The sequence below is a fragment of the Streptomyces sp. x-19 genome (genome assembly GCF_046549115.1).
In the GTDB taxonomy this organism is placed as follows: Bacteria; Actinomycetota; Actinomycetes; order Streptomycetales; family Streptomycetaceae; genus Streptomyces; species Streptomyces albulus_C.
This window is the reverse complement of record NZ_JAJPWK010000007.1, coordinates 205,440-221,994: the sequence shown is the minus strand read 5'-3', so window position 1 is coordinate 221,994 and position 16,555 is coordinate 205,440. Positions and strand designations below refer to the sequence as shown.

The 16,555-nt window shown below is 75.2% G+C and carries 13 protein-coding genes; 6 read left to right on the top strand and 7 right to left on the bottom strand.

Annotated features, from left to right (window positions below):
• Positions 1 to 18 precede the first annotated feature (18 nt).
• Positions 19 to 2,724, bottom strand: a complete 2,706-nt coding sequence (gene mgtA, locus ACLJT4_RS19860) for a magnesium-translocating P-type ATPase (protein ID WP_411123595.1) — start codon at positions 2,722 to 2,724, stop codon at positions 19 to 21.
• Positions 2,717 to 3,010 (bottom strand): ArsR/SmtB family transcription factor, encoded by a 294-nt coding sequence (locus tag ACLJT4_RS19855; RefSeq protein ID WP_411123793.1) that lies wholly within the window; start codon positions 3,008 to 3,010, stop codon positions 2,717 to 2,719. Before ACLJT4_RS19855 ends, mgtA begins: the two co-directional genes overlap by 8 nt.
• Before the next feature lie 266 nt (positions 3,011 to 3,276).
• Between ACLJT4_RS19855 and ACLJT4_RS19850 the strand changes: the two genes are divergently transcribed.
• Positions 3,277 to 4,818, top strand: coding sequence for a hypothetical protein (locus ACLJT4_RS19850; RefSeq protein ID WP_411123594.1), 1,542 nt, complete (start codon positions 3,277 to 3,279; stop codon positions 4,816 to 4,818).
• A 168-nt stretch (positions 4,819 to 4,986) separates the two neighbouring features.
• Positions 4,987 to 6,210, top strand: a complete 1,224-nt coding sequence (locus ACLJT4_RS19845) for a PP2C family protein-serine/threonine phosphatase (RefSeq protein WP_411123593.1) — start codon at positions 4,987 to 4,989, stop codon at positions 6,208 to 6,210.
• A gap of 9 nt (positions 6,211 to 6,219) precedes the next feature.
• On the opposite strand, the gene ACLJT4_RS19840 is transcribed toward ACLJT4_RS19845, so the two are convergent.
• The 5 genes from ACLJT4_RS19840 to ACLJT4_RS19820 form a co-directional block, all read right to left on the bottom strand.
• Positions 6,220 to 7,332: a PP2C family protein-serine/threonine phosphatase gene (locus ACLJT4_RS19840; RefSeq protein WP_411123592.1), complete on the bottom strand. Its 1,113-nt coding sequence runs from the start codon at positions 7,330 to 7,332 to the stop codon at positions 6,220 to 6,222.
• A gap of 142 nt (positions 7,333 to 7,474) precedes the next feature.
• Entirely contained in the window at positions 7,475 to 8,341 is an 867-nt protein-coding gene (locus ACLJT4_RS19835) for a hypothetical protein (protein WP_411123591.1), read from the bottom strand.
• Positions 8,341 to 9,651: a VWA domain-containing protein gene (locus ACLJT4_RS19830; RefSeq protein WP_411123590.1), complete on the bottom strand. Its 1,311-nt coding sequence runs from the start codon at positions 9,649 to 9,651 to the stop codon at positions 8,341 to 8,343. Before ACLJT4_RS19830 ends, ACLJT4_RS19835 begins: the two co-directional genes overlap by 1 nt.
• Before the next feature lie 213 nt (positions 9,652 to 9,864).
• The gene (locus ACLJT4_RS19825; protein ID WP_411123589.1) at positions 9,865 to 10,014 is read right to left on the bottom strand and encodes a hypothetical protein; all 150 of its coding nucleotides are present in this window, start codon (positions 10,012 to 10,014) and stop codon (positions 9,865 to 9,867) included.
• A 94-nt stretch (positions 10,015 to 10,108) separates the two neighbouring features.
• Entirely contained in the window at positions 10,109 to 11,281 is a 1,173-nt protein-coding gene (locus ACLJT4_RS19820) for an FAD-dependent oxidoreductase (protein ID WP_411123588.1), read from the bottom strand.
• A 296-nt stretch (positions 11,282 to 11,577) separates the two neighbouring features.
• On the opposite strand from ACLJT4_RS19820, the gene ACLJT4_RS19815 reads away from it, so the two are divergent.
• The 4 genes from ACLJT4_RS19815 (at position 11,578) to ACLJT4_RS19800 (ending at position 16,554) form a co-directional block, all read left to right on the top strand.
• Complete coding sequence (locus ACLJT4_RS19815) at positions 11,578 to 13,056, top strand: Y4yA family PLP-dependent enzyme (RefSeq protein WP_411123791.1); 1,479 nt, start codon at positions 11,578 to 11,580, stop codon at positions 13,054 to 13,056.
• Entirely contained in the window at positions 13,053 to 14,396 is a 1,344-nt protein-coding gene (locus tag ACLJT4_RS19810) for a pyridoxal-phosphate dependent enzyme (RefSeq protein WP_411123587.1), read from the top strand. Before ACLJT4_RS19815 ends, ACLJT4_RS19810 begins: the two co-directional genes overlap by 4 nt.
• 5 nt (positions 14,397 to 14,401) lie before the next feature.
• The gene (locus ACLJT4_RS19805) at positions 14,402 to 15,619 is read left to right on the top strand and encodes an aminotransferase class V-fold PLP-dependent enzyme (protein ID WP_411123586.1); all 1,218 of its coding nucleotides are present in this window, start codon (positions 14,402 to 14,404) and stop codon (positions 15,617 to 15,619) included.
• A gap of 161 nt (positions 15,620 to 15,780) precedes the next feature.
• Entirely contained in the window at positions 15,781 to 16,554 is a 774-nt protein-coding gene (locus ACLJT4_RS19800) for a class I SAM-dependent methyltransferase (protein ID WP_411123585.1), read from the top strand.
• Position 16,555 lies beyond the last annotated feature (1 nt).

Below are 16,555 nucleotides of genomic sequence, written 5' to 3'. Positions count from 1 at the left end.
CGGCGCGGGCCCGGCGGATCAGTCCGTTGATCCGCCGGGCCCGCCCGCACCGTTCTCCCGGCGCGCGTACCGCATCCGCGCGAACGCCAGCGCCGCCCCGTAGAGCATCAGGACCACCGAGAGCAGCAGGTAGTACAGCGGCGGCGGGGCCGACATGGCCAGCACCGGCGCCAGCGGCGAGACCGGCAGCAGCAGACCGACCACCGCCAGTGCGGTCACGGCCAAGTGGACCGGGCCCACCGTCCGCCGCTCCGCCGCCCGCCGCCCGGTACGCAGCAGCAACATCACCATGCCCTGGGTGAGCAGGTTCTCGGTGAACCACCCGGCGTGGAACATCGTCGGGCTGTCCGTCCCGGCGGTGACCTTCGCGGTGAACGCCAGCACGGCGAAGGTCGCCAGGTCCGCCGTGGCGTTGATCAGGCCGAACGCGGTGATGAAGCGCAGGAAGACCCGCGGCCGCAGCACCGCCGGCCGGCGCGCCGCGCCCACCGCCGGCTGATCGAAGGCGAGCGAGAGCTGCGCCGCGTCGAAGCACAGGTTCTGCACCAGGACCTGCGCCGGGAGCATCGGCAGGAACGGCAGCAGCAGCCCCGCCGCCAGCATCGCGATCACGTTGCCGAGGTTGGACGACAGGGTGATCCGCAGGTAGGCGCCGATGTTGCCGCTGGCGTTCCGGCCGGCGGTGATCGCCCGGTCGATGGCGGTCAGGTCCTTCTCCGCCAGCACCACGTCGGCGCCCTCGCGCGCCACCGGCACCGCCCCGCGCGGGCAGATCCCCACGTCGGCCGCGTGCAGCGCCGGCAGGTCGTTGACCCCGTCGCCCAGGAACCCGGTGGTGTGCCCGGCACCCCGCAGCGCCGTCACGATCCGGGCCTTGTCCTGGGCCGTGCAGCGCGCCACGACGGCGGCCCCCTCGACCGCCTCCGCCAGCGCCGGGCCCGTCAGCCCGGCGAGCCGGCCGGCGGTGAGCACCTCGCCCGGGGCCAGCCCCAGGTCCCGGCAGGCGCGGGCGGCGGTCCCCGGGTGGTCGCCGGTGAGCACCTTCACGGCCACCCCGCGCTCGGCCAGTACCCGCAGGGCGTCCTCGGCGGACGGCGCCAGCGCGTCGCTCAGCGCCACGAAACCGACGAAGGTCAGCCCCCGCACGTCCCCGTCCGCGTACCCGCCGAGCCGGGGCCGGCGCTCGCCGCGGGCCACCGCCAGCAGCCGCAGGCCGTCGGCCGCCTCCTGGGCGGCCCACCCCAGCAGCCGCTCGCGCGCCGCGTCGTCGAGCTCGGTCTCCGCCCCGTCGGCGCGCACCCGCCCGCACCGGGCGAGGACGTCCTCCACGGCGCCCTTGACCACCAGGGTGTGCACACCGTGCCGCCCCGGCTGCCGGATCACCGCCGTGGACATCCGCACCACGGGGTCGAAGGGCAGCGCCGCGATCCCGTCGTACTCCAGCGGATCCGTGTCCTGTTCGTCCGCGGCGGCCAGGATCGCCTCGTCCAGTGCGTCCGGCACCGGCAGTTCGGCCAGCTCGATGGTCCAGAAGCTGTTCACCGCCGCCCAGTGCAGGACCTCCGGGTCGGGTGCGCCGTCCGGGCCGGCCGACCGCACCACGACCGGCCGGTCCTGGGTGAGGGTGCCGGTCTTGTCCAGGCACAGCACGTCGATCGCGCCGAGGTCGTGGAGGGCGGGCAGCCGCTTGACGATCACCCCGCTGGTCCGGGCGAGCAGGGCGGCGCCGCGGGCCAGCGCCGTGGTCACGATCACCGGCAGCATCTCCGGCGTCAGGCCCACCGCCACCGCCACCGCGAACGGCAGCGTCTCCAGCCCCCGCCCGCGCAGCGCGGCATTGGCCATCAGCACCAGCGGCGGGGTCAGCAGCATGAAGCGGATCAGCGTCCAGGCGATGCCGTGCACCGACCGGTCGAAGGCGGTCTCGCCGCGCCGCCGGGCCCGCCCGCGGTACGCGGCGGCGAACCGGGTGTCCGCCCCCGTCGCGACCACCAGGCCGGTCCCGCTGCCCGTCGCCACGCTGCTGCCCTGGAAGCACACGTGCGGGGGCTCGGACGCGTCCGGGTGGCCGTCGGGCGGGGCGTCCAGTGCCTGCTTCGGCACCGGCGCGGACTCCCCGGTCAACGCCGCCTGGTGCACCGTCAGCCCGCTGGCGCGCAGCAGTCGCAGGTCCGCCGGCACCAGGTCGCCCGGACCCAGCCGCACCAGGTCACCGACCACCAACTGGTCGACGGGCACCTCCCGCACCTGCGGCGCCGCGTCCCCGTCCGGCCGGCGCTGCACCGTCGCCGTGGTGGCGACCAGCTCCTGCAACGCCGCCATCGCCCGGCCGGCCTGGTGCTCGCCGCCGGACCGCAGCGCGCAGCTGACCACCACCAGCGTCATGATCACGCAGGCCGTGCCCCAGGACGCGACGGCCGCCGAGACCAGCCCCAGGCACAGCAGCACCGTGGTGAACGGGTCCCGCAGCGCGCCCAGGAAGCGCCGCGGCCAGGACACCGGCCGCCACGACGGGACGGTGTTCTCCCCGAACCGGGCCAACCGCTCCTCGGCCTGCGCCTCGGTCAGTCCGCGCGGCCCGCTGTCCAACCGCCGCATCAGCTGCAACGCCGTGAGCGCCGCCGGCTCCACCGGTCCCCCCACCGGCTCGGCCGCAGCCGTGCGCGCCGCATCGGCGTCCGGGGACAGCGGGTCGGTCCCCGGCGCCGCGGTGATCTCAGGCACCGAGCCGACGCGGGCGGGCCGGCGCGGCGCCCTCGCCGCGGGCGGCGAGTTGGACGACGAGCGTGCGCATCACCGCGACCGTCTCGGGATCGTCGACGAAGTACACCACCCGGCGGCCCTCGCGGCGGGAGCGGACGAGGCCGGCCAGTTTGAGCTTGGAGAGGTGTTGGCTGATGGCGGGCAGGGCGCCGCCCACGCGTTCGGCGAGGCCGCTGACGTCGCTCTCGCCCTGGGCGAGCGCCCAGACGAGGTGCAGGCGCGGGGGAGAGGCCAGCAGGCCGAACATCGCGGCCGCCTCGGCCAGCACGTCGGCGGGCGGATCGACCGGCGCGGCCGTCCCCTCGATGCTCCTCACCACTGCCGCTCTCCGTCCCGTTGGGAGCCCCTTGCCCCAGAGCGCCCAGTGTAGGCGGCGCGCCGGATGCGCCGGCAGGCCGAAGCCGGTGCCGAACAGGCGCGTGCGGGGTGCCGGGCCGGTCCGCGGCCCGCATGATGGCGCCAGGATCCGACCGGCTCCCGACGGGCGCCCACTCCACCCCGCGAGGTCTGCTCATGGAAGAGAGCCGGTCCGCCCCGGACGGCCCGGCGGTGCGCACGGCGCCGGCCCGCAGCCCGTCCGCCGCACCGCGGCCCACCGGGCACCCGCTGCCGTGGCTGGCGCTGACCGGCGCCGCGTTCACCCTCCTGCAACTGGTCCTGGTGGTGCCGGGTACCGGGCTCGGCTGGGACGAGACGGTCTACGCGAGCCAGGTCGCCCGGGACGTCCCGGCCGCCTTCTTCAGCGCGCCGCGGGCCCGCGGCATCACGTACCTCATCGCTCCGGTCGCCGCCCTGACCTCCGCCACCACGGCCCTGCGGCTCGCCCTCGCGGTCCTCTCGGGCGTCGGACTCTGGGCGGCGCTGCGGGTCTGGCGCCCCCTGCTCCCCACCCGGGTGCTGGTCCTCGCCGGCGCGCTCTTCGCCACCCTCTGGATCACCCTGTACTACGGCCCCCAGGTCATGCCCAACCTCTGGTCCGCCTACGGGGCGCTCGCCGCCACCGGCTGCTTCCTGCGGTCCGTACGGGACCGCACGGACCGCCGGGCGCTGGTCGGGCTCCCGCTGGCCGTCGCGGTGGTGGCGCTGATGCGCCCGCCGGACGCCGGCTGGCTGGTGCTCGTGCCGGCCGCGGCGGCCCTGGCGGTGCCCCGGTGGCGGCGCCCGGCCCTGGTCCTGCTGCTGGCGGCCGGGCTGCTGCTGGGCGCCGCGGACTGGATCGTCGAGGCGTACACCCACTACGGCGGGCTGCCGGCCCGGCTGCACCGTGCCGCCGAGATCCAGGGCGGCATCGGCTGGCACCCCGCCGTGGACGACCAGATCCGCAGCCTGGACGGGCGCGGGCTGTGCCGGCCCTGCGACGTGCCCTGGAGCCACCCCTACACCGCCGCGTGGTTCTTTGCGCTGCCGCTGCTCACCGCCGTCGGCATCCGGGTCGCGGTGCGGGCCCGGCGCCCGGCCACCGCCGTGCTGCCCGCCGCCGTCGCGGTGGCGCTGGCGGTCCCGTACCTCTTCCTCATCGACTACGCCGCGCCCCGCTTCCTGCTGCCCGCCTACGCGCTGCTGTCCCTGCCCGCGGCCGACGCCCTGTGGCGGGCGGTCGCTCCCGGGGGCCGGTTCCGGCCGCGGGCCACCGCCCTCCTCGCCGTGGTGCTCGCCGCCCACCTGGCCGTCCAGGGCGCCGTGCTGACCGGCAACACGGCCCGCAACCGCCACATGCGCGCGGACTTCACGGCCGCCGCCGACGCCCTGCACGCGCGGGGGGTGCGGCCGCCCTGCGTGCTCTCCGGCGACCACGCCGTGCAGCTCGCCTACTACGCCGGCTGCTCCTCCCGGCAGACCGCCGGGCCCGACGCCAGCACCACCCCGGGGGGACTGCGCGCCGCGGCGGCCCGCCGGCCCGTGGCGCTGCTCGTCCCGCCGGGCGACGCCGCGCCCGCCTTCGCCCGCGACTGGCGGCCCGTGCCCCTGACCGACAGCGGCCTCTTCCGCGGCTACCGTGCCTACCTCCCGCCCGCCCAACGGACCACCGCGGGCCGCGTGCCGGCCGCCCGGTGACGCCCCGGCGTACGCCCGGGGAACGAGCGTGCACCCAGAATTCATCCGCCCTCCGCCCACAGGGGCGGACCGGTGGCTTCCGCACCGTGTTTGATCGAAGGCGCGGGGGAGCCACCCCACCACCCGACCTCGACGGCTCTCCGCACCGGCGGTTCCGGAAGTGGGTCCATGAGCGCGAGCAGCACCGGCCATGCCGAACGGGCGCGGCTGCGCGCCGCCGAGGAAGCCGCCGAGCGGATCGGCACCACGCTGGACGCCCGCACCACCTGCACGGAACTGGCCCGGTTCGTCTGCCGCTCGCTGTGTGACGCCGCCGCCGTGGAGCTGCTCCCCGACGACGCGGTTCCCGACGACGCCGTTCCCGACGATGCGGTGCCCGACGACGCCGTTCCCGACGATGCGGTGCCCGACGACGCCGAGCACACCGCTGCGGACCCGGCCGCCACCGTGGCCCGGGCGACGCTCCACCGGGTGGCGGCCGAGGGCCGCGCCCACCTCCTGGAAGCCGACCGCGGCGGCGCGCCGGCCCCGGTGTCCGTTCCGCTCCTCGCCCACGGGCACCTGCACGGCGTGCTGCGCGCCGCCAGGGCCGACGGCGACTTCACCGCGGACGAGACCGCCACCCTCCACCACGCGGCGCGCCTCGCGGCCGTCCACCTCGCGCACGCCCGCCGGCACGCCGCGGCCCGGCGCACCGCCCTGGACCTTCAGCGGGCCCTGCTCGCCGAGCCCGGCCGACCGCACCCCAACGTGGAGCTGGCCACCCGCTACCTGCCGGCCGAGCGCGGGGCCCTGGTCGGCGGCGACTGGTGCGAGACCATACGGCTGCACTACGGACGGACCCTGCTGGTCATGGGCGACGTCATGGGGCACGGGCTGGAGGCCGCCGTCGAGATGAGCGCCTACCGCTCCGCCCTGCGCTACGTCGCCTCGGCCGAGCTGCCACCGCACCGGGTGCTGCGTCAGCTCGACGCCGTGGTGTCCCGGGACGACCGCCGGCGCCCGGCGACCTGTCTGCTGGCCCAGCTCGACCCGGCCCGCTCGATCGCCTCCTTCGCCAGCGCCGGCCACCTTCCGCCGGTCGTCTTCGGCGCCGACGGCTCAGCCCGGCTGCTGGCCGTGCCGGCCGGACCGCCGCTGGGCACCGGCGCCGGCGGCTACGAACTCGTCACCAGCGGCCTCACCCCCGCGGACACCCTGCTGATGTTCACCGACGGCCTGGTCGAGCGGCGCGGTGAGGACATCGACGCCTCGCTGTCCCGGCTCGCCGGGCTGCGGCTGCCCGCCGGGGCCGCCCCGTCGGACCTCCTCGACGAGGCGTTGCGTCGCCTCGGCGGCCGGCACGTCGAGGACGACGTGGCGGTGCTGGCCGCCCGGATCCGCGGGCGGTGACCGGGCCCGTCACCGTGGGCCGGGACCGGGCGGCCGGGTGAGCGCGACCATCGCGACGTCGTCGTTGAGCGTGCCGCCCGCGTACCGCAGCAGATCGTCGTGCAGGCGCCGGACCAGCGCGGCCGGATCGGTCTCGTGCCACGAGGCGAGCCGGTCGGTCAGCGGATAGAACGTTCCCGCCCGGTCCCGGGTCTCGATCACGCCGTCGGTGTAGAGCAGCAGCACCTCACCGGGCGCGAACGTGAAGCTCTCGACTTTGTAGTCGCTCTCCACCGGGGCGGTGAGCCCCAGCGGCACCGCCGGCTCGGCGGCATCCAGCGACCTGATCCGACCGCCGCCCAGCAGCAGTGGCGGCGGATGCCCGCAGTTGACGATCTCGATGGTCGGGTCGTCGTCGTGGACGTCCAGGACCAGGGCGGTGACGAAGGACTCCAGGTCCTCTTCCGGGGCGTTCGCGGTGTTCCAGTGGACGGAGTTGCCCAGGTGCGCCACCGCCGCGGTCAGCGGCAGGTGCTGGTAGGCCGAGCTGCGGAACGCCCCGACCAGGGCCGCGGCCTCCCCGATCGCGGCCAGGCCCTTGCCGCGGACGTCCCCGATCACCAGCCGGGTCCCGCCGGGCAGCGGTACCGCCCCGTAGAGGTCGCCGCCGATCTCCGCCTCGGCCTCCGCCGAGATGTACGCCGACTCGATCCGCAGCCGCCCGATGCGTCGCGGCAGTGGCCACAGCAGCACCTGCTGGGCGGCGACCGCCACCGAGCGGACCCGGCTCAGTTGCCGTTGGTGCCGGTCTCGGGCGTAGCGGTAGAGGGTGAGCAGCACCGAGATCACGAAGAGGCCGGCGATCTGCGCCTCGTGGTTCGGGGTGGTGAGCCCGCCGTGCAGGTGGCCGATGAGGACCTGGGCGGCCACCGCCAGGAAGCCGACGGCGCCGGTCAGCCCGGCGCCGGCGAACGACGCGGTGAGCGCCGGGGCCACCACCAGGAACGGTCCCAGGTGGATGGTGGTGGGCATGTTGACGTCCAGCAGGGTGATCGCCACGATCAGCGCGAGCGGGACGGCCGGCAGCCCGTGGCGCAGCCGCCAGGGCCGGCCGTTGCCGGGAAGACCGCGCGGGACACGCATACCTCTTCTTTACACCTGCGGCGATCCCCGCGCGCGCAGGGCCGCCCCCGCACGAGGCGGGGGCGGAGCCGCTCCGGCGGCCGGGTGGCCCCGGCGGGGCGGGGAGCCCCGCCGCGACCGCCCGGCTCGACCGTCGGCCCGGTCAGACGCCCGGCGGCAGGTGCGCGGGGCGGCCCGAGCCGCGCGTCAGCCGGTAGCCGCCGATGCCCGCCAGGGCCGCCAGCACACCGCCCACCGCGGTCCACACCCAGCGGTCCGACCACCAGCCGGCGGACCAGCCGCCGTCCGGCGCGCCGTCCGCGGCCTGCTGCTCCGCGGAGGCGCTCGGCTGCGGTGCGGGCGTGGGCGACCCGGCGCCCGGCACCAGCGGGGCGGACAGCTTGCCGTCCACCGCCTGGGCGCCGCCGGCGTCGTTCGCGGACGCCTGGACCTCCGCCTGGACCGGCTGGCCCAGGTCCTCCGCCGGCACGCCGACGGCGGTCAGCCGGACGTAGTAGTCGCCCGGCAGCGGATCGTTCGACCACTGCTCCGCCCAGCCGCGCACGGTGCGCAGCGCGCAGGACAGTTCGACCGTCGCGGCGTCCTGGGCCGCGGCCTTCGTCTGCGCGCCGTACCGGCACGCCTGCCGGCGGCGCAGCCCGTCGTAGACGTCCAACTGCCAGGTGGCCGCGCCGTGTCGGGCGGACGCCGGCAGGGTGACCTTGGCCTTGACCGTGACCTGCTGCCCGGCGTCGACCGGCAGCACCCAGTACAGGTAGTCCCCGGTGGAGGCGCTGGCGGTGGCGCGCTGGTCCAGTGCGAACGGGGTCGCCGTGCGGAAGGAGGTGCCCGCCTCGGTGGGGCCCTTGGCGGCGTCCCCGCCGTCGCTCGGGCTGGCACTCGGGCTCGGGCTGTCGGCGACGGCCGCGCCCGCGCCGGCCACGCCACCGGCGAGGGCCAGGGCCGCGGCGCCGGCCAGCAGTCCGGCCGTCCGCAGCGCACGGCCCGTCACCTTACGTACGCTCCACATCAGTTGGTCCTCCAGACGGTGATGCGCCAACGGGAGATCCAGCCCCACACGACACCGCCGACGAATCCGGCGAGCAGGAGGGCGCCGAGCAGCCACCAGCCTCGGCCGAGGCCGAAGGAGGCCACGTCGGAGGCGTCGTGCGGCCCGTCGACGAGGTCCACGGCCAGTTCCACCGGCAGGCCCGGTTCGGTCTTGACCGAGGGGCCCGCCGAGAAGGAGTTGCTGACCTGGAGGCAGACCGTCTCGGCGGCGTCCTTGGTGGCGTCGTCCGAGGCGTCGACCTCGGACTTGGCGTAGCGCAGTCCGGTGGAGATGACGTCGGTCCGGCCGTCACCGGCCTCCGCACCGCGGACGATCTCCCGGCCGTGCACGGTCGAGGCCCGCAGCAGCACGCCGTAGTCGTCGTTGACCGCGCGGTCCGCGCCGATGCTCACCGAAGCGCGCAGCTCCTGGCCCGGCTTGACGTCCACCCGGTACCAGCGGTGCTCGGCGAACTTCTCACGGTCGCTGTAGAGGCCCGGCTTCAGCTCGGGGGCGGTGGCGCACTGGGCGGCGCCCTGGGTCGCCACCGGGGTGGTCACCCGGCGGGCCGTTCGGTCCACCAACTGGTGCACACGGTCCCGAAGTTGGTCGGTGTGCTGGATCGAGGTGTAGGTGCCGCCGGTGGCCTCGGCGATGCAGCTCAGCTGGCTGCGGGTCTTGGCGTCCGGCAGCAGCCCGAGGGTGTCGACGGTGAGGTGGATGCCCTGGGCGGCGATGTCCCGGGCCACCTGGCAGGGGTCGAGCGGCTGGCAGGTGTCCTCGCCGTCGGTGATCAGGACGATCCGGCGCTGCCCGTCACCGCCCTTGAGGTCCTTGGCCGCGGCCTGCAGGGCCGGGCCGATCGGCGTCCAACCGGTGGGCACGAGCGTGGCCACCGCGGTCTTGGCCTCGTTCCGGTCGAGCGGTCCGACGGGGTAGAGCAGTTTGGTGTCCTTGCAGCCGACCTGCCGGTCGTTGCCGGGGTAGGTGGCGCCGAGCGTGCGTATGCCGAGCTGGACGTCCTTCGGCACGGCGTCCAGCACCTCGTTGAACGCCTGCTTCGCCGCGGCCATCCGGCTCTGCCCGTCGATGTCCCGGGCCCGCATCGAGCCGCTGACGTCGAGGGTCAGCTCGACCTTGGGGGCGGCCCCCGGGGCCGTTCCCGGGGTGGGTTCGCCGGCGGCGGCCGGTGTGGGCGACAGCGTCACCGCCATCGCGGCGAGCAGCCCGCACACCCCGGCCGCCAGCCTTCTCCTGGAGATCCGTTTGGTGATCGTTCTGGTGATCATCGCCGGATCGTATGGAGAAATCGGCCCGACTCCAAAACGACACCGGCCCGGGCCGCGGACACCTGGGAGGCGGAGCGCTGGTGGGCAACTCCGCGCCCCCGCGCGCCGCCCCGCGCCGGGCGCGCGATCCGCGGGGCATCCGCCCGGACCGGTGCGGCATGATGTGTCGCCGAACGGCCGGCGGGCGGACGCCGACCGGGCCCGTACCCGTGCTCACAGGGCCCAGACGTCCGGTCCGCCGCCGCGCCATTCGAGCGCCGTCGGGTCGTCGAACCACACGGCGTCCGGATCGATCCCGGCGCGGGAGAGGAAGTCGACGACGTCACCGGGCTTGTACGCCGTCCCGAGAGGTTCGGCGTCCACCGTCACCCGTCGACCACCGGTCGCCGACGGCGGGTGTACCACTACGCGCGGGCGCTCGTCCACACCACCAGAGTGCGCCCGCCCGACGCGCACGTCAACGATCGTTGACGCAGACGCTGCGCAGATCGCGGTCCCACTCCAACATCGGGACCAGGGTGTCGTCACCGGGGCGCTGGGCGGACGGGGCGCGGCCGGCCCGCGGCGGGGTCCGGGTGCCGCGCGACAGCTCCCCGCTGACGGTGATGTTGTACTCCACCCGCGGGCGGCGGCACGCCTCGTAGCGGGCGAACGCCTCGTCCGGACCGGGCAGGTCGCGCAGCGCCTTGGCGAGCACAACGGCGTCCTCCAGCGCCATCGAGGCGCCCTGGCCCGTCGCCGGTGACGCCGCGTGCGCGGCGTCACCGATGATCAGCGTCCGTCCGGAGCGCCAGGGGGTGCCGGCCGGGATTTCGGTGGCGTTGGTGGCCAGGATGCCGTCCGTGGAGGCCGCGACGATGTCCGCGGCGGAGGTGGTGTCCTCGCGCAGCGACGCCACGAGGCGTTCGCGCCAGCGGGCGGGGGCGGGGTGCGCGAGTTCCTCGGCGGGCACGGCCGGACCGGAGACCCGGGCGAACCAGTACGTCTCGCCGTCCGGCGAGACCGCGGAGCCGAAGGCGGAGGTGGTGCCGCGGACCATGGTGATGTGGCCGGTGTCCTCCGTGACCGGGGTGCGGCGGGTGTAGCCGTAGTAGACGGACTGGCCCGCGTAGACGGGCTGCACGCCGGGCGCGATCGTGCGCCGCACGAGCGAGTTCAGGCCGTCCGCACCGATGAGCAGGTCGCCGGTGGCGACCCGGCCGTCGGCGAAGCGCGCCGTGACCCGGTCCGGACCGTCCTCCACGGCCACCAGCCGCGCCCCGTGCGCGAACCCGATGCCGCGGCGGACGGCCTCCGCCTGGAGCGCGGCGTTCACCTCGCCGCGGCGCAGGCACCGGTACCGCAGGACCGCGTCGTCGGCCTCGCCCAGCGGCACGCGGGCCAGTTCGCCCCCGGTGGCGTCCAGGACCCGCATCGCGCGCAGCGGGAAGCCCAGCGCGGTCACCACGTGCGAGGCGTCGAGCTGCGCCAGGGCGCGCATGCCGTTGCTCGCCAGGGTCAGGAACGCCCCGATGTCCTCGGCCGTGTCGTGGTGCGCCTCGTGCACCGTCACGTCGAACCCCGCCTTGTGCAGGGCCAGCGCGGTCGCCGTGCCGGCGATCCCGCCGCCGATGACCAGTATCCGCGTCACGCCGTACTCCGCTCTGCCGTCCTCCACCCGGGTCCCGTCGGGCGTCCGACCCCATCATGTACCCGGTCGGTCCGGGCGGGTCGGGAATCCGCCGCGGCGGGATCACTCGGGGTTCCCCGCGGGCTCCGGCGGCCGTCCGCGGCGGCCCGTTCGCCGCGGACGGCCGGCGCTTCGGGCCAAGTCCGGGCGGCCGGTGACGGGCGGGCGTAAAGGCCGTCGGGAGCGGGAAGTGGTTAACGGCGAACCGTGCGGGTCGAGTTCGCGCCCCCTTCGAAGGAGGTCTCTTGGCGGCTGCTGTGCCTCCGTCTGTGGAGCCGCTGTCTCTGGAACCACGCCTGGAGCCGCAACTGGCGGCGCTGCTGGGCGCGGGAGACCTCCTCCCCTCGCTCGTCGACGCGTTGGGCTCGCCGTTGGCCGTGGTGCTGCCCGACCAGATCGCCGAGAACGCCGCGCGGTTCCATGCCGCGTACGGCACCCACCGACTGGGCGGTCGGGTCTTCTACGCACACAAGGCCAACCGCTCCAGCGCGCTGCTGCGCCGGCTGGCGGCGACCGACACGGCGGTGGACGTCGCCTCGCTCGGCGAGCTGCAGCACGCCCTCGGCGCCGGCTTCGCCCCGGACCGGATCATGGCGACCGGGCCGAAGAACCGCGAGTTCCTGTGGCTTGCCGCCCGGGTCGGAGCCACCGTCAACGCCGACTCGACCGCGGAGCTGGACGAACTGGCGGCCCTGGTGCGCGCGCATCAACTGGCCCGGATGCGGGTGCTGGTGCGACTGTCCGCCTTCGACGGGCCCGGTGTGCGGGTGCTGACCCGGCCCAGCCGGTTCGGCATCCCGGCGGGGGAGTTGGACGCCCTGCTGAAGACCGTCGAGCGGCACGCCGACGTGCTCGACCTGATAGGCGTCGGCTACCACCTCGACACCACCAGTACAGAGGAGAAGGCCCGCGCCCTCGAAGGCTGCGTGCGGGCCCTGGACGCCTGCCGGAACCGCGGACTGCGCCCGCGGGCGGTGGACATCGGCGGCGGCTTCGGCGTCAACTACCTCGCGCACGCGGCACAGTGGGAGCGCTACACCTCCGAGCTGACCGCCGCCGTGCTCGGCCACCGCCCGCCGCTCACCTGGCGCGGCCACGGCTACGGGCTCCGCAACGACGCGGGCACGCTGCGCGGCGCGCTGGGCCTCTACCCGGCCCACCGCCCGGTCGCCGGCGCCCGCTACCTCGACGACCTGCTGGCGCTGCCCGCCGCCTCGTTCGGCGGCCGGAGCCTGGCCACCCTCCTGCTGGAGAACCTCTACGACCTCTACACCGAGCCGGGGCGGGCGCTGGTGGACCAGTGCGGCCTGGTGGCGGCCCGGGTGCTGGAGGTGCGTCGCACGGACAGCGGCGAGCCGTTGGTGCGCCTGGCGATGAAGGCCGACGACGCCGCCTTGGAGGAGCACGGGGTGCTGATGGACCCGGTGCTGCTCGGGCGGGACGGCGCCCGCGCGGTGGCCGGCGACGGTCCGGCGGCCGGCGTCTACCTCGCCGGCAGCCTGTGCCTGGAGGCCGACCTGATCACCCGTCGGATGGTGTTCCTGCCCCGGCTGCCCCGCCCCGGCGAGCTGTTGGTCTTCGCCAACACCGCCGGCTACTGCATGGACTTCCAGACCAGCCGCGCGCAGCACCAGCCCGTCGCGCGCAAGGTCGCCGCCTGGCAGGAGGAGGGTTCCTGGCGCTGGTGCCTCGACGAGCAGTACTGGCCGATCACACGTCCAGGGGGAGAGCCATGAGGTACGAGAGCATCACCGAGGCCATCGGGAACACCCCGCTGGTACGGATCGATCCGGCCGTCCACGGTCTGCACCACATCGACCTGTACGCCAAGCTGGAACTGCTCAACCCCTTCGGGTCGGTGAAGGACCGGGCCGCCTGGAACATGGCGCGGCCGGGCCTGACGGCCGCCGCGGAGCACGGCAGCCAGGTCGTGGAGCTCTCCAGCGGCAACACCGCCAAGGCACTGGCGGTGATCGCGGGCATGCACGGGCTCGGGTTCAAGAGCGTCACCAACCGGATGCGCATACCGGAGATAAAGGACCTGCTGCTGTTACTCGGCGCCGACATCGAGGAACTGCCCGGGCAGAGCGAATGCCTGGACCCGACCAACACCGACGACCCGCTGACCCTCTTCCACCGGGAGCTGTCCGAACCCGGCAGCAGCTACCTCCACACCGACCAGTACTTCAACCCCCGCAACACCGAGGCGCACGCCACCGGCACCGGCCCGGAGATCGTCAAGGACCTGGACGGGCGGGCCCCCGACTGGTTCGTCGCCTGCGTCGGCACCGCCGGTTCGTCCACCGGGGTGGCCCGGGTGCTGCGCGAGCACGACCCCCGGGTGCAGGTCGTCGGCCTGGTCGCGGCGAAGTCCGACTTCATCCCCGGCATCCGCACCCTGGACGAGGTCCACGAGGTCGGCCTCTTCGACCCAGCGACGTACGACACGGTCGCGGCGGTCACCTCCGACGAGGCCATCGAGGGCATGCTGACGCTGGCCCGCCGCTGCGGGATCCTGGCCGGCCCCACCGGCGGCGCCGCGTACTACGGGACGGTCCGTCACCTCCGGTCCCTGGACGCCGAGTTGGCGGAACAGCAAGGAGCCGGTTCGGAGGTCCGCAGATCGGCCGTGTTCATCGTCTGCGACCGGATCGAGAGCTACCTCAGCTACACCAAGCGCCGCCGCCCCGACCTGTTCCGTCAACCGCCCCGTCGCAACGACCCGGCCGACCTGACCGACGCCGAGATCGCCGCGGCCCCGGCCGTCGAGACGCCGGACGCGCAGAAGTGGATCGAGCGGGACCGCCCGCTCGTCGTCGACCTGCGCAGTCCGTTCGCGTACGCCGCACTGCACATCGAGGGAGCGATCAACATCGTGGACGAGCTCTTCGACGAACTGGTGCGGGGCGGGCTGCCGTTCAGCACCCGGCAGCCGGTGCTGCTGGTTTGCCCCGTCGGCGAGCAGTCCGCCCGCTACGCCGCCCTGCTGACCCGGATGGGCCATCCCGACGTCCGCAGCCTCACCGGGGGCGTCATCGCCTGGCGGGACGCCGGCGCGCCGCTGGTCCGGGACTGACCGCGATGGCCCCGATCGCCGCGCACGGGCAGGGTGCCGCGCTCCTCGCGGAGCTGAGGCCGTGGCAGCGCGCCCTGCGCGCCCAGTTCCCCATCATCGCCGCCAACCCGGAGCTGGCCTACCTGGACAGCGCCGCCACCGGCCAGAAGCCGCAGGCCGTGCTGGACGCCGTCCAGGACCATTTGACCGCCGCGCACGCCAACGCCGGTCGTGGCTCCTACCCGTGGGCCAACGCCTCCACCGCGCTGGTGGCCGACGTCCGGGAACGGATCAAGGGCTTCCTCGGCGACCCGGATCCGGCGCGGTCGGCGGTCCACTTCACCAGCGGCACCACCGAGGGGCTGCGCCTGGTCGCCCGGGACTGGTTGCCCGGGCTCCTCGCGGACGGCGACGAGATCGTGGTCCCGTTCGCCGACCACGAGGCCAACCTGGAGCCCTGGCTGGAGGCGCAGCGCCTGCTGGAGCGGCAGGGCGTGCGGATCGGGGTGCGGGAGCTGCCGTACCAGTCCTCCTCCGGGGACTACGACCCGGCGGCGCTGGCCCGACTCGTCGGCCCCCGCACCCGCTTCGTGGCCGCCACCCACGTCCACCACGTCTACGGCGGCAACATGAACGTGCACCTCATCCGCCGCGCGGTCGGGCCGGACGTGCCGATCTGCCTGGACGCCGCGCAGAGCGTCGGCCACCTGCCGGTCTCGGTCGCCGACCTCGACGTGGACTTCGTGGCGTTCTCCGGGCACAAGGCGCTGGCACTGCCCGGCTCCGGGGCGCTCTGGGCGCGGCAGACCCGGGGCCCGGAGCTGCGTCCGGGCGGCTGGCGCGGCAGCCCCAACACCACCGGCATCGCGAGCCTGGCGGCGGCGCTGGACTGGCTGACCGCCGCGGGCACCGACCGGATCGCGCACTGGACGGTCGCGCTGGCCGCCCGGCTGTCCGAGGGGCTGCGCCACCTCGACGCGTACGACGTGCTGGGCTGCCAGCGCAGTCTGGCCGCCGACGCACCGGTCCAGCAGCGCTGCGGGATCGTCACCTTCCGCCACCGCGACATCGGCGCGCGCGACCTCGGCTTCATCCTCTTCAGCCACGGGTTCATGGTGCGCACGGACGGCCACTGCCAGGCGGGTGCGGACGAGCGGACCAGCTCCGTACGGGTCAGCCTGCACGTCTACAACACCCCCGACGAGATCGACCGCTTGCTCGCGGTGCTCGCTTCCCTGAGATGAGTGCCGGTCCGTGCCCCGCGTCGCCTCGGTGCCCGTGCTCCGTGGTGGGGTGCCACTCCGGAGTGAAAGCGAGCCCCTATGGCTAATGGAAACCGTTTCCACCTGTAGCCTCGTGATCGCTCGTAGGGCGCGGGTGGGAACGGATGGGGTGGTGCGACCAGATGGGGCTGAGCATGGCCGTCGCGGAGTGGTGGGTGGAGCGCTGGGAGCGGCAGCAACGGCGGTACGCCATCGACCGCGAGGAGCGGTTCACGGTGATCGCGGACGTCGTCGAGTACGTGACGCTGGGCCAGCGCCGGCCGCTGGTCGTCGACCTCGGCTGCGGCCCGGGCTCGCTCGCCGCCCGGCTCGCCGAGCGGCTGCCGCGCGCCGAGGTCGTCGGGGTCGACATGGACCCGCTGCTGCTGGAACTGGCCCGCACCCATCACGCGTCGGCCGCCCGCTACGTGGACGCGGAGATCGGCGCGGACGGCTGGACGGACGCGCTGGCGCTGGGCCGCCCGCTCGACGCCGCCGTGTCGACGACCGCGCTGCACTACCTTCCCGAGCCCGTGCTGCGCCGGACCTACGTCCAACTCGCCGCGCTGCTGCGACCCGGCGGTGCGCTGGTCAACGGTGACCACCTGCCGCAGTCCGGGGCCGTGCCCGGGGCGCTCGCCGCGCACGTCGGGCGCCGGCGCGCGGAGCGGCTGCGGGACGGCGACCACGAGGACTGGGAATCCTGGTGGGCGGCGGTGGCGGCGGAGCCGGAGCTGGCCGAACCGCTCGCCGAACGCCGCCGCCGGCTGAGCGGGCCGGCCGGCGCGGAGGGCGGCGGGGCGGACAACGGTCTGTCGGTGTCCGACCACGCCGCCCTGCTGCGCGCGGCCGGCTTCGGCCACGTCGTCCCGGTGTGGCAGTTCGGCGACAGCTGCGTGCTGGTCGCGATCCGCTAGG